The organism is Xanthomonas sp. LMG 8993 (genome assembly GCF_009835065.2).
In the GTDB taxonomy this organism is placed as follows: Bacteria; Pseudomonadota; Gammaproteobacteria; order Xanthomonadales; family Xanthomonadaceae; genus Xanthomonas; species Xanthomonas arboricola.
The window spans coordinates 514,910-527,394 of sequence record NZ_QVIF02000003.1 but is presented as its reverse complement, the minus strand read 5'-3'; the positions used below and the strand labels follow the sequence as shown (position 1 = coordinate 527,394).

Genomic DNA, 12,485 nt, shown 5'->3' with positions numbered 1-12,485 from the left:
TTCCACAGCATGCGCAACTGCGGTGCCGCGCTGTCGACGACGCGGCTGCGCAGGCGTGCGGCAAGCCGCTGTTGAGTACACGGTGTTGGTCAGCGGTCGGGTCACAAGGCCGTGGCAACCGTTTGCACCGATCGATGCCTGCGCATCATGCGGCCATCAGGGCTGTGTCTGCTTTTGCCTTTGCCTGCGTGATGGCGGCTGCGTCTCGCGCTTGGGCCAGGTGTCATAGCTGTAGACGAACTGCTTCTGATCGGCTCCCATGGTCGGGTCGCAGTGCCAGGAAGTGGCGACGCTGCCGGGTTCCAGCACGCCATCGACTTCGCGCACGGCCTGCGCTTCGAACGCGCAGATCGCCCCGTACAGCTTGATATCCCAGTCCGGCGCAGAGGTGGGGTGGGCGTGTTGCACCAGCACGATGTCGCTGCCGTGGAAGTGGTGCACCTGGGCGCCGTATTCGCGATTGATGCTGAAGTAGCACGGTGCGCCGATGCCCAGCGGGAGCACTTCGTCATCGCGCAGGATCGCGCACTTGCCGGCGTGTTCGCCCAGGCGAATCGTACGCCCGGCAAGGACCGCGGTGGTTACCGGATGGCGGGTGGTGACTTCGGACATGGGCTGCGGCGGCGGCGACGTCTGCGGCGCGGTCTGCGCGTGTGCGCCGGTCATCACCAACAGCGCGGCGAGCAACCAGGTCGGAAAGCGGATGCGCATGCAACGTCCTTGTCGTGGGCGCTGCAGTATCGCAGATCCGTTTGCTGGTCAGGCGTGGCTGGCACACCGGCTGCACTCCAGTCAGACGGAGGCGGCCAGCGCCCGGGTCGGCATCTGTCTGCTGCATTGCGGCTTCGCGTGCAGCGCTGACCTGCAGCTGGCGGCGACCGATCTGCGCGTTTTCAGTTGCGGCAAACATCCTGCAATCAGCGCCGCGCCGGCAGCGTCGCCAGCACACCATCCAACGCCAGTTGCGTGCTGAAGCCGGCCTTGCTCAGGCGTTTGCTCACTTCGTTGGGCACATCGCGCCCGCTGGTGAGCCGGTTGGGCGCACCGGTGTAATGGAACAGGCGCCCGCCACGCCGCAACACCCGCGCCAGCTGGTCGTAGAACAGCTGCGAATACAGCTCGCCGGCAATGCCGAAGCGCGGCGGGTCGTGCAGGATGGCATCGACCGAATCGTCTGCCAGCGTGGCGATGTGCTGCGAGATATCGGCGTGGGTCAGCTGCAGGCGTCCGCCGTAGGCGGCATCGTCCGGGTCCGGCGACCAGGGATTGAGCGTGCGCAACCACAGCACGTCGGCATTCTTTTCGAACGAGTGCAGCTGCGCCACCCCGGCTTCCAGGCTGCAGGCGGCGAAGTAGCCCAGCCCACCGCAGGTATCCAGCACGATCTTGCCGCGCGGGTCGACCAGCGCCACCTTGCGGCGCGCATCGTCGAACGGCGACAGCTGCGCCGACGGTAGCATCTTGATGCCATCGATCTCGAAGGTGGGCGCACCCCATTCGGTGGGAACGAGCTTGATCAGCGCACCGCTGAAACGCGAGATCGGGGCGAAATCGTCACCGTCCCAGAAGTACAGCGTGCGCTCCTTGAACTTGCCCGGATACGGGTAGCCCCTGCCGCGCCACTGCCAGGTCTGCGCATCCAGCTGCGCGGTGCCGGTACTGCGGCCCAGATCCAGCGAGCCGGTCCATTGGGTCAGACCGCTGCCGCGCGCGGCAAGCAGCGCCTGGGCATCGGAGGAAATGAGTAGTGGGCCGGAGTAGTGGGGCACGAGTCGCTGGTCTGGTGGGCGCGCGTCACGCGCGCTGCGGGTGCGAGGGATGGACTGGCATCGTAACCGACCCCATCACGCATGCGCATCCAGCGCAGCGCCGGCATGATGGCGCGGTGGCGCAGCGGCGCTTATCTGCAGCGACACGAGCCGCCGGGTCGTCTGCGACGGTGACGGTGCGACACATGAGCCGTCGTACCCGGATGCGTGCGCCGATTCCTCTGACGCACGCCGCACCGCATACTGCGCACTTGCCCCCATCGACATGTTGTCCGATTGGCGCCAACTGTGGAGGATCGGCAATGCTGAAGGGTGTGTTGTTGGGGTTTGCCTGTTATGCGGCCTATTCGATCAGCGATGCGTTCGTGAAGCTGCTGGAAGGCACGCTGCCGGTCTACGAAGTGCTGTTTCTCGGTGCGCTGCTGATGCTGGTGGCTGTGCCATTTTTGAAGAAGCCGGACGACCGGTTGCGCGAACTGGTGATGGCCAAGCAACCCAGCCTGTGGCTGTTGCGTGCGCTCACCGGTGCCATCGGCAATCTGACCTCGGTGATTGCGTTCACCACCTTGCCGATGGCCGAGGCGTTTGCATTGATCTTCCTGATGCCGATCTTCGTCACCGTGCTGTCGGTGGTGTTCCTCAAGGAAGAAGTGCACTGGCGGCGCTGGTCGGCAGTAATCGTCGGCTTCATCGGTGTATTGATCGTGCTGCGCCCGGGCTTTCGCCATCTCACCCACGGGCATGTGGCTGCGATCGTGTGTGGCCTGGTCGGTGCGATCTCGGTCATCACGCTGCGCATGGCCGGGCATAGCGAAAAACGCCTGACCTTGTACGGCGCCGGGGTGATCGGCCCGTTGGTGATGGGCGGGATCATGATGTTGCCGACCTTTGTCTGGCCCACGCTGTATCAGTGGGGGTTGTTGGCCGGCTACGGCCTGCTTGCCGGCCTGGCAGCGATCTGCCTGATGTACGCCACGCGCATGGCGCCGGTGAGCGTGGTTGCGCCCACCCAATACAGCCAGATGCTGTGGGCGATCGCCTTCGGCTACCTGCTGTTCCACGACCACCTGGACTGGCCGATGGCGGTCGGCATCGCACTGATTCTGGGCGCAGGCCTGTTCACGCTGATCCGTGAGGAGCAGGTGTCGCGGTGGTGGCGGCGGACGAAGATTGTTTGAGAGCGGGGATTGGGGAGTCGGGATTGGGGATTGGGGATTGGTAACGGCGTCAAAGCGTGTTGTCGCTGGTGTCACTTGCCGCTGCCAATCCCCAATCCCGACTCCCCAATCCCGGTTTTTACGGGGGCGCAGTGGATTCCTTGCGTGGCGCGCGCCAGGTTTCAACGATGCGCGCGTACTCGCCGCTGGCCTTGCTCAGGTGCAGCCACTGGTCGACGTACGCTTTCCAGGGCTGGTCGTTGCGCGGTAGCAGGAAGGCTTTTTCGCCGTATTGCAGCGGCTGCTCCGGTGCGATTGCGCACAGGCTGGGCAGGCGTGCCTGCTGGTGGAGCGCTTCGGAGGCGTCGGTGATCATCACGTCCGCGCGCTGCTGCAGCAGCTCCTGGAAGATGGTGGTGTTGTCGGCGAACAGGCGCAGGTGCGCGCGCGGCAATTGTTGGCGCGCGAAGGCCTCGTTGGTGCCGCCGGGCGGTTCGATCACGCGCACCTCGGGTCGGTTGAGTTGCGCCAGGCTGCGGTAACGCGCCTGGTCGGCGCAGCGCACCAGCGGAATCTTGCCGTCCACATCCAGCACCGCACTGAAATTGGCCTGGCGTTGCCGTTGCAAGGTGACCGAAATGCCGCCGACCGCGATATCGCAGCGATCGGCGAGCAGGTCGGGCATCAGTTGCGGCCAGCTGGTGCGGACGAACGCCACGCGCGCGCCCAGGCTGCCGGCCAGCGACTGCGCCAGGGCGATATCGCTGCCCTCGAACTGCCCGTCGGCACGCAGCAGCGAATAGGGGCGATAGTCGCCGGTGGTGCAGACCCGCAGCACGCCGGATTGCAGCACCGCATCCAGGCGTGAGGCAGGCTCGGGCGCGGCTGCGTGCGCAAGGCCGCAGCTGAGCAGGAACGCAAGGCAGATGCGATGGCGCATGGCGTGGCCTCGAAAAATTGCGGCCATGATAGTCGTGGCCGATGTGGCGTGGCCGACGTCAACGGCATGTCAGCACGATCCTGCCCGGGATCACGGTGCGGTAGCGCTGCGATGCGCACTGTCGGTGCTTCATTCGAACCGATCGGAGTCACCTCATGCAGCTCAATCCACGCACTGCGCGTCCGATGACCACCGCCATTGCCGGGCTGTCGGCACACGGCACGCCCGATCCGGATACCAATGAAGACGAAATCCCGCTGGAAGAACAGACTCCGCAGCAAGGCGGTTTGCGCGAGGAGGTGGGCGATCTGGAAGAAGACGACGATCAGGCGTTGCCCGGCCGCGTCGGTGGCGGGCTTGCGGGTGGTTGATGCGGGGGGTAAGAGCGGCTAACCAAGCACTTGAGTAGCCACCAGGCGTGTGCGGCCGACACTGAGATTCTTCAGCATCGTCTGGATGCTCCCAAGCCGGATGGTCGAGGGCGCGATGCCCCCGTCAAGGGAACTGCACATGCCCGGGTTCGAAGTACACCGGCTTGTTGCCGTCTTCGGGCAGCGCGGGGATCGTGTCCAAGATGGCCTTGCCGCGGATATCGGTGATCCGAATGGACAAGGGCTGGTTGCCGAGCTGCTCGCCGAGGAAGTGGTTGTAGTCCATCTTCTGCAGGCTCTTCCAGCTGCTGCCTTGTTTCACTTCGAACTTGACCACCGGGTAGGCGTGATTGCGCACCTGGATCGCCGCCCACCAGCGCGAGCTGCCTTCCTTGATGCGGTATTGCACGTTGCCGGTGGTGGGTGCGCGCACGATCTTCCAGCTGATCGGGATGCGCCCCTGCACGGTGTCGCCGATGGCCGCGAAGGCGTTGGGCGATAGATCCAGGCCGCCCGATGCGCCCTCCGGGTATAGGTCGGTGACGTAGACCACGGCCTTGCCCTTGGGCCCGGTCACTTCCAGATAGGCGCCGGCCAGTGCGGCCCTGACCCCGCCGAAGTTCATCTGGGTGGGGTTGAGCGCGGTGATGAAGGCATTGCTCGGAATGGGATCCAGCAGCACCGCGCCGCCGGAATAGCCGGAGCTGGTGTAGGTCGCGGTGCCGGTGAAGGTGCTGTTCCAGCCGGTGGCCTTGCTGGCATCCGCGGCAGCGGCCGTCTTCGCCGACGGCGTGGCGGCGCTGGCGCTCGTCAGTCCCCAGGCCTGATGCAGGACCTGCAGCTTGTCGGCACGCGGGTTGCCATCATTGGCGAGCAGGCCACCGTTGTTGGCATTGCCCACCTCCCAACTGCCGAGCACGGCACTGCGCATGCCGGTGTTGCGCAGATACCCGCTCAGTGCGTGTTGCCATGCCCGGTCGCGTGGATCGCCATCGCCCAGGCCTCCGCCCAGGCTCACCGGCAGCACCGCGTGATTGGCCGAGAATTGTCCGAAATCGCGCTGCCAGCTCGCCGGCAGGCTGCGCGGAAAGTCGGCCGCTGCAAACGCGTCCGCCGCGTCGCGATCCGGCCCGGCCAGCTTCGGCATCAGCAGCAGATGTGCGCGCGGAATGCGCAGCGGCACGCAGGCGAGCGGCTGCAGATTGCTGCCGGCGGCCTTGCGTGCGGAATCGCTGCAGAGCGCGTCGTTGCCCACGCCTTCCACACCGATCACCCAGGCCGGCGCCTGCTTCAGCACCGCGGCCGCTGCCCGCGTAGCGATGCGGTTCCAGTCGGTGTCTGCCGTATTGCCCGCCCAGTTGGCATTGCGGTAGCCGCTGCTGCCCAGGTCGATCCCGAGCATGCCCGCGGTGCTGCCGTAGCGGCGCGCGAGCAGGCCCAGGCCCTCCATCCAGGCGTTGTGCTGCGTGCCGAGCTGCGGCGCCGCGTCATCGCAAGCGCCATCGGCGAAAGCGAGCAGCACCTGCATGCCGCGTTGGGTGCTGGCGCGCACCACGGCGTCGAGCAACTGCAGGGAAGTGAGGCCAGCCAGCGCGGGGTCGCCGGCCACCTCGGCGGCGGCCACCGGCCTGGCTTGCAGGGTTGCCGCACAGATCGGCACGCGCACGGTATTGATGTCCGATGCCTGCATCTGATCCAGCAGTTGCTGCAGCGTATTGCTGCGCAGTCCGGTGGCCGCCAGCGCTGCGCGATCGAAGCCGGGCCAGGTCACGCCGCGTACCTGCAGCGCCTGGCCGCGCGCATCGGTGAGGTGTCCGCGTGTGTCGACCTGCACGGCCAGTGCGGTCACGGGAGTCAGCAAGGCCAGGCCAAGCAGTAGATGCGTATGCGCGCGCATGGGAGTGTCCTGAGGAATGGCCTGCGCAGGAGACCAGCGATCGTCATCTGCGGTCCGTGCGCCGGGTCAAGGAAGCGGGCAGGAGTGTGGGAGCCGCGGCAGGCGAGCGGCCGCAATGCAACGGGGGTCGCGGTTTGTGCGGGATGCTTGATGCGCCGCCGCTGTCGGCGGTATGTACTTGATGCATCGCCGACCAGCGGTGGCCATGTTGCGCTGCGCGGGTGACGGACGTAGCGGCAGGCATGCTGCGGACGTGGTCGACCGGCTATGCTCGTGCCCTGGTAGTGCATGTGCGTGCGCAGCGCGAGTGGACAGCATTGCAACGCGGCAGTGCCAGGCAGGGCGATGACTGCTCCGGCGATGCGGTGCGCGCATCCCCGGTGGCTGTGGTTCCTCAGTGAACGCAGCGGTGGACGCGAAGATATGCAGCGCACCACGATGGGGCAAGCCAACCACCCTTCGCCGGCGCACGCTGCGGCCTACCCGGCGCGGCAGCGCAAACCGCTGGTGCGCGCTGCCGCGATCTCGTATTTTTGACTGCTTGTTCACTTGCCGGTGCCGTGCCCCATGTCCGATCCGTCCGCGCCCGATCATCTGCAACGCAGTCTCTCCAATCGCCACCTGCAGCTGATCGCCATCGGTGGCGCGATCGGCACCGGGCTGTTCATGGGCTCGGGCAAGACCATCAGCCTGGCTGGCCCGTCGATCCTGTTCGTCTATCTGATCATCGGCGCGATGCTGTTCTTCGTGATGCGCGCGATGGGCGAGCTGCTGCTGTCCAACTTGGAGTACAAGTCCTTCATCGACTTTTCCACCGATCTGCTCGGGCCGTGGGCCGGGTTCTTCTGCGGGTGGACGTACTGGTTCTGCTGGATCATCACCGCCATCGCCGACGTCATCGCGATCGCCGCCTATGCGCAGTTCTGGTTTCCCGGATTGGCGCCGTGGATCCCGGCCATCCTGTGCGTGCTGTTGCTGCTGAGCCTGAACCTGGTGACGGTCAGGTTGTTCGGCGAGATGGAGTTCTGGTTCGCACTGATCAAGATCATCGCCATCTGCGCCTTGATCCTCACCGGCGCCGGGCTGGTGGCCTGGGGCTTCCGCTCGCCGTCGGGCAATGTGGCCTCGCTGTCGAACCTGTGGAACGACGGTGGCATGTTCCCGATGGGCATTGGCGGCTTCTTTGCCGGGTTCCAGATCGCGGTGTTCGCCTTCGTCGGCATCGAGCTGGTCGGCACCACCGCTGCGGAAACCGCAGACCCGCGCCGCAACCTGCCCAAGGCGATCAACTCGATCCCGGTGCGCATTTTGATTTTCTACGTGCTGGCGCTGATCGCGATCATGGCGGTGACGCCGTGGCGGCAGGTGGTGGCCGACAAGAGCCCGTTCGTGGAGCTGTTCGTGCTGGCCGGCGTGCCGGCGGCGGCGAGCCTGATCAACTTCGTGGTGCTGACCTCGGCCACCTCGTCGGCCAACAGCGGCATCTTCTCCACCAGCCGCATGCTCTACGGCCTGGCCGAGGAGCAGCACGCGCCCAAGGGTTTTGCCAAGCTCTCGCGTGCGGCGGTGCCGGCACGTGGCCTGCTGTTCTCCTGCCTGTGCCTGTTGCTGGGCGCGATGCTGGTGTACCTGATCCCCAACCTGGTCACTGCGTTCACGCTGGTCACCACCTTGTCGGCGGTGCTCTTCATGTTCGTGTGGTCGCTGATCCTGTGCGCCTACATCGCGTACCGGCGCAAGCGGCCCGAGCAGCACGCGGCCTCGGCGTTCAAGATGCCCGGTGGCGTGTTGATGTGCTACGTGTGCCTGGCGTTCTTCGCCTTCGTCATCGTGCTGCTGACCTTGCAGGCCGACACGCGCCAGGCCTTGCTGGCCAGCCCGGTGTGGTTCCTGATCCTGGCGATCGGTTATGCGGTGAAGCGGCAGCAGACGCGCAGCGGCTGAGCGCGCGTACCAGCCAAGACATCCACCGAAGACCTCATCAAGGCCCCGCACCGCGGGGCCTTGGCGTCTGTGGCTGCACGGCGCTGCGATAAAGGCCACTGGCAGCTAAGCGCGTTTTGCGCGCGACGTTGACGCGGATCGGGTGGAACGGGATGCTCGCCGCCATCCATCGCCACGGCCCATCGCATGATCACGACGCACCCGATTGCCGGAACACAGCACACGCAAGGTTGCTGGGTCGACCTGTGCCAGGCCAGCGCGCAGGAACTGGCGCAGGCCGCAGACAAGGTGGGCTTTGCGCTGCCGGATCGCGCGGCCATCGGCGAGATCGAATTCTCCAGCCGGGTGCGGCGCCAGGGCGAGGTGCTGTTTCTCAACGTGCCGCGCTTTCAGGACGACGATGGCCCGACTGCGCCGCTGGGCTTTGCGTTGTCGCCGACCATGCTGGTGACCCTGCGCGAGCAGCACATGGGCTCGCTGGATGCGGTGGCCGCGCGTCTTGCACATGAGCCCTGCCATAGCGCCGACGACCTGCTGTTGCGCATCTTCGACCAGTTGGTGGGGCGCCTGGCAGACCGGCTGGAATCGCTGGAAGCCGAGGTCACCGACACCACCCGGCAGGTGTTCGACAACCCGCACAAAACCAAGGACCTGGAGCGCATGCTGCATCAGGTCGGAGGCATGGGCCGGCGTCTGGGCGGGCTGCACAATGCGGGGCAAGGCCTGCTGCGCCTGGTCACCTATCTGGATGACGCCGCGCCGGACTGGTTCGGTGCCGATGCGGCCAAACGCATCGGCTTGCTGCACAAGGACCTGACCACCTTGAGCGAGTTCCAGCAGCACATGGACGACCGCATCGAGTTCCTGCTCGACAGCGTGCTGGGCATGATCAACATGGACCAGAACAACGTGATGAAGGTGATGGCGGTGGCCTCGGTGGTCGGCATTCCGCCCACCGTGCTGGTCGGCATCTGGGGTATGAACTTCGCCTACATGCCCGAGCTCAAGTGGCACGACGCGTATTACTGGGCGCTGGGCGTGATCGTGCTGAGCATGCTGGTGCCGCTGGCCTGGTTCCGCAAACGTGGCTGGGTGTGATGCATCAGAGCCGGAAACCGTAGGAGCGCACCAGGGCGCGATGCGGCTTTACCGGGACGACGCGGCGTTACCGGGAAGGCCCTCGCGCCCAGGGGCGCTCCTACGGGGTGCCGTCAACGCAATCATCTGTTGCCTACGGTTGCGTGACTACGCAATGCCAGGCTAGGGCAGCCCGGTAGCTGTGCAGCGCGCGGCAGACTGCAGGAAACCCGTAGGAGCGCACCTGGGCGCGACGCGGCGTTACCGAGACGACGCGACGTTGCAGGGAAAGCCCTCGCGCCCAGGGGCGCTCCTACGAGGAGCCGTCAACGCAATCATCCTTTGCCTACGGTGGCGTGACTACGCAATGCCAGGCTAGGGCAGCGCGGTAGCTGTGCAGCGCGCGGCAGACTGCAGGAAACCCCGTAGCAGCGCACCTGGGCGCGATGCGGCGTTACCGGGACGACGCGGCGTTACCGGGAAGGCCCTCGCGCCCAGGGGCGCTCCTACAGAGTGCCGTCAGCGCAATCATCCTTTGCCTACGGTGGCGTGACTACGCAATACCAGGCTAGGGCAGCGCGGTAGCTGCGCAGCGCGCGACAGACTGCAGGAAACCCGTAGGAGCGCACCAGGGCGCGATGCGGCGTTACCGGGACGACGCGGCGTTACCGGGAAAGCCCTCGCGCCCAGGGGCGCTCCTACGAGGAGCCGTCAACGCAATCATCCTTTGCCTACGGTGGCGTGACCACGCAATGCCAAGCTGGGTCAGCGCGGTAGCTGTGCAGCGCGCGGCAGACTGCAGGAAACCCGTAGGAGCGCACCTGGGCGCGATGCGGCGTTACCGGGACGACGCGGCGTTACCGGGAAGGCCCTCGCGCCCAGGGGCGCTCCTACAGGGTGGGCTGGGATGCGCAGCTGTCACTGCGCACTGCGCCGAGACCGGAAAACTGCCCAGCTGCGTAGCGTGCAACCAGGCGAGACGCATTGTTGATTGCTGCCGGGCGGCCTGGATCAGCCCTTGGCCTGGAAGCTGGCTTCCTCGTACGGCTGCACCACCACCCAGCCTTCGCCGGCAAAACGCATCTGCAGGCTTTCACCCGAGCCTCGGCCAAACAGCGTGCCGATCGACACGTCGGTGACCAGCTCCGGGGACAGCGTGCCCGACCAGGCCACGGTGGCATTGGGGTCGGTGAACACCGGGCCGCTGGCGGCGGTGACCGGCAGGGTCAGCGGCTCGTAGTGCGAAGTGATCGCCACGATGCCGTGGCCGCTCAGGCGCACGTTGAACAGGCCGCCGGACAGCATGCCGGCCACCTTGCGCATCATCGTGATCTTGTGCTCGACGCCGGATTCGAACGCCAGCACGTCGTTGCCGTTGACGAAGATCGCGTCGCCATTCAAACGCAGCAAGGTCACCAGCTTGCCGAGGTCGGCCAGATACACCCGACCCTGGCCTTCGGCCTTCATCAGCTGCATGCCTTCGCCGCTGACCGCCTTCTTCAGCAGGTTGCCCAGGCCCTGTTCCAGCAATCCCTCGCGGGTGAACTTGACGTTACCGGTGCGCGCGACCATGGCGCCAGCCTTGGACCACACCATGCCGTCGAGGCGCACCTCCAGCAGGTGCGGATTTTCCAGTTCGAACGGATCGGGGCTGACGTCCTTTTCCTTGGAATGGGCGAGAAATTCGTTGAGCGTGCGTACGGCCATGGGTCCGTCCTGGAGGGTGAAAGAGTGCGCATGATACGCGGCAGGCCTGTATCTTCGAAGCATACTGGTGTGCGCGTCGCTGTGCGTCTGCACAGATGGCGCGCCGATGTTGCGGCGCACATGGTGCTCAGTCAGCGCGTCGCGCGCGATGACTGCTACAACCAGGCGACCCTCCATCAGGATCTATGCGTGGTGGCGAAGTGGTACTGCAGCTTTTTGCAGCGTCATGGATGCGGGTTGGCATCGACGCACTGCACGGCGATGAAGAGATGACGCCGATACGCCACTGGTGCAGTGACTCTGTGCGCGCCACGTTACGACGTATGCAATCCCAGCTGCATTACACAGTTCGGCACGAAGGCACGTCGCAAATAAAACAACCGCTCGGTTTGCACAACGCTTCTGAGATCGGCGTCGGATTCGTGGCATTGTTGCCGGGCTAGATTGATCCTACAGAAAACGTCTTTACGTTGTTCAAGGAGTGGGGCGATGGGCGTTGTGGGTGGCAGTCGAGTGGAAGGTGGCTGGTCTGGAATGTCTCTGCGTAGTCGCGCGATTGCGTCGCTGTTGGTCCTGGCTGCTGCTGCCACTGGCTTGCATGGCGCGCCCGCGCAAGCGGCAGTGGGGCCGGGTGTGGTGAGCGGCGACACCATCGTGCACGACCCGTCGATGCTCAAGCTGAGCGATGGGCGTTACTACATCTATGCCACCACCGGCGTGGTCACCAGTACCGACCGCACCAAGTTCAGCAATGCGGGCGCGATCTTCAGCAGCATGCCGAGCTGGGTGCGCAGCTACAACCCGGACAACCAGCTATGGGCGCCGGATGTGTCCTTCCATGGCGGCAAGTATCTGATGTATTACACCGCCTCCAAGTTCGCCACCAATACCTCGGCGATTGCGCTTGCCAGCAGCAGCACCGGCAAGCCTGGCTCGTGGAAGGATCAAGGCATCGTCTACACCTCCAAGAGCAGCGACGACTACAACGCCATCGACGGCAATCTGGTGGTGGACGGCAATGGCAAGTGGTGGTTGGCGTTCGGCTCGTTCTGGTCGGGGATCAAGCTGATCCAGCTCGACCCCGGCACCGGCAAGCAGCTGTCCGGCAACACGACGCGCTACAGCCTGGCGAGCCGGCCGTCCCCGGGCGCGGTGGAGGCGCCTTTCATCCAGCAGGCCAATGGCTGGTACTACCTGTTCGTGTCGTTCGATGCGTGCTGCAAGGGCGCCAGCAGCACCTACAAGATTGCGGTGGGGCGTGCGCGCTCGGTGACCGGGCCGTACCTGGATCGCGCCGGGGTGGACATGCGCAACGGCGGCGGCACGGTGATCCAGTCCGGGTTGGGCAGCATGCATGGGCCGGGCGGGCAATCGGTGTTCCGCGATGGCGACGGCGACATCCTGGTCTACCACTACTACGACGACCGCGGCGACGCGCGCCTAGGCATCAACCGGCTGGGTTATGACGGCAGTGCATGGCCGGTGGTGCAGTAGCAGCAATCAAGCGAACACGCTGCTGCGCGCTGCACTGGCGCAGCGATCAGGCGATGTTTGTTGCAGCGATCCGCTGGCGTTGCCGACTGCCAGAACCGCGAGGCTGCCAGCGCCGCCGGGCATGCCCGG

The 12,485-nt window shown here is 65.6% G+C and carries 10 protein-coding genes; 5 read left to right on the top strand and 5 right to left on the bottom strand.

Annotation, left to right across the window (positions count from 1 at the left end; genetic code table 11):
* Positions 1–156 precede the first annotated feature (156 nt).
* Both DYQ94_RS08580 and DYQ94_RS08575 read right to left on the bottom strand, forming a co-directional pair.
* Positions 157–711, bottom strand: a complete 555-nt coding sequence (locus DYQ94_RS08580; RefSeq protein WP_237475020.1) for a hypothetical protein — start codon at positions 709–711, stop codon at positions 157–159.
* Between the two features lie 206 nt (positions 712–917).
* Entirely contained in the window at positions 918–1,820 is a 903-nt protein-coding gene (locus DYQ94_RS08575) for a class I SAM-dependent methyltransferase (protein WP_425519417.1), read from the bottom strand.
* Positions 1,821–2,071: 251 nt separating this feature from the next.
* Between DYQ94_RS08575 and DYQ94_RS08570 the strand changes: the two genes are divergently transcribed.
* A complete protein-coding gene (locus tag DYQ94_RS08570) occupies positions 2,072–2,947 on the top strand; it encodes a DMT family transporter (RefSeq protein WP_016902964.1) in 876 nt (291 codons plus the stop codon).
* A 118-nt stretch (positions 2,948–3,065) separates the two neighbouring features.
* On the opposite strand, the gene DYQ94_RS08565 is transcribed toward DYQ94_RS08570, so the two are convergent.
* Positions 3,066–3,866: a transporter substrate-binding domain-containing protein gene (locus DYQ94_RS08565; protein WP_160955220.1), complete on the bottom strand. Its 801-nt coding sequence runs from the start codon at positions 3,864–3,866 to the stop codon at positions 3,066–3,068.
* 155 nt (positions 3,867–4,021) lie between these two features.
* Here DYQ94_RS08565 and DYQ94_RS08560 point away from each other — a divergent pair, with 155 nt between their 5' ends.
* Positions 4,022–4,237, top strand: coding sequence for a hypothetical protein (locus DYQ94_RS08560; protein ID WP_024937810.1), 216 nt, complete (start codon positions 4,022–4,024; stop codon positions 4,235–4,237).
* 124 nt (positions 4,238–4,361) lie between these two features.
* On the opposite strand, the gene DYQ94_RS08555 is transcribed toward DYQ94_RS08560, so the two are convergent.
* Positions 4,362–6,134, bottom strand: coding sequence for an expansin EXLX1 family cellulose-binding protein (locus DYQ94_RS08555; protein ID WP_160955219.1), 1,773 nt, complete (start codon positions 6,132–6,134; stop codon positions 4,362–4,364).
* Positions 6,135–6,701: 567 nt separating this feature from the next.
* On the opposite strand from DYQ94_RS08555, the gene cycA reads away from it, so the two are divergent.
* Together cycA and DYQ94_RS08545 are read left to right on the top strand one after the other, a co-directional pair.
* Entirely contained in the window at positions 6,702–8,078 is a 1,377-nt protein-coding gene (gene cycA / locus DYQ94_RS08550) for a D-serine/D-alanine/glycine transporter (protein WP_039523314.1), read from the top strand.
* A 186-nt stretch (positions 8,079–8,264) separates the two neighbouring features.
* Complete coding sequence (locus DYQ94_RS08545; RefSeq protein ID WP_046345619.1) at positions 8,265–9,176, top strand: CorA family divalent cation transporter; 912 nt, start codon at positions 8,265–8,267, stop codon at positions 9,174–9,176.
* Between the two features lie 990 nt (positions 9,177–10,166).
* Here the strand turns inward: DYQ94_RS08545 and DYQ94_RS08540 are convergent.
* On the bottom strand, positions 10,167–10,862 hold the full coding sequence (locus DYQ94_RS08540) for an AIM24 family protein (RefSeq protein ID WP_126965514.1): 696 nt from the start codon (positions 10,860–10,862) through the stop codon (positions 10,167–10,169).
* Positions 10,863–11,396: 534 nt separating this feature from the next.
* Between DYQ94_RS08540 and DYQ94_RS08535 the strand changes: the two genes are divergently transcribed.
* Positions 11,397–12,356 (top strand): arabinan endo-1,5-alpha-L-arabinosidase, encoded by a 960-nt coding sequence (locus DYQ94_RS08535; RefSeq protein ID WP_160955218.1) that lies wholly within the window; start codon positions 11,397–11,399, stop codon positions 12,354–12,356.
* Positions 12,357–12,485: the final 129 nt, after the last annotated feature.

Coding starts and splice junctions, on each gene's coding strand:
- cycA (WP_039523314.1), top strand. CDS start 6,702: ATGTCCGATCCGTCCGCGCCCGATCATCTGCAACGCAGTCTCTCCAAT.
- DYQ94_RS08570 (WP_016902964.1), top strand. CDS start 2,072: ATGCTGAAGGGTGTGTTGTTGGGGTTTGCCTGTTATGCGGCCTATTCG.
- DYQ94_RS08580 (WP_237475020.1), bottom strand. CDS start 711: ATGCGCATCCGCTTTCCGACCTGGTTGCTCGCCGCGCTGTTGGTGATG.
- DYQ94_RS08560 (WP_024937810.1), top strand. CDS start 4,022: ATGCAGCTCAATCCACGCACTGCGCGTCCGATGACCACCGCCATTGCC.
- DYQ94_RS08535 (WP_160955218.1), top strand. CDS start 11,397: ATGTCTCTGCGTAGTCGCGCGATTGCGTCGCTGTTGGTCCTGGCTGCT.
- DYQ94_RS08565 (WP_160955220.1), bottom strand. CDS start 3,866: ATGCGCCATCGCATCTGCCTTGCGTTCCTGCTCAGCTGCGGCCTTGCG.
- DYQ94_RS08540 (WP_126965514.1), bottom strand. CDS start 10,862: ATGGCCGTACGCACGCTCAACGAATTTCTCGCCCATTCCAAGGAAAAG.
- DYQ94_RS08545 (WP_046345619.1), top strand. CDS start 8,265: ATGATCACGACGCACCCGATTGCCGGAACACAGCACACGCAAGGTTGC.
- DYQ94_RS08555 (WP_160955219.1), bottom strand. CDS start 6,134: ATGCGCGCGCATACGCATCTACTGCTTGGCCTGGCCTTGCTGACTCCC.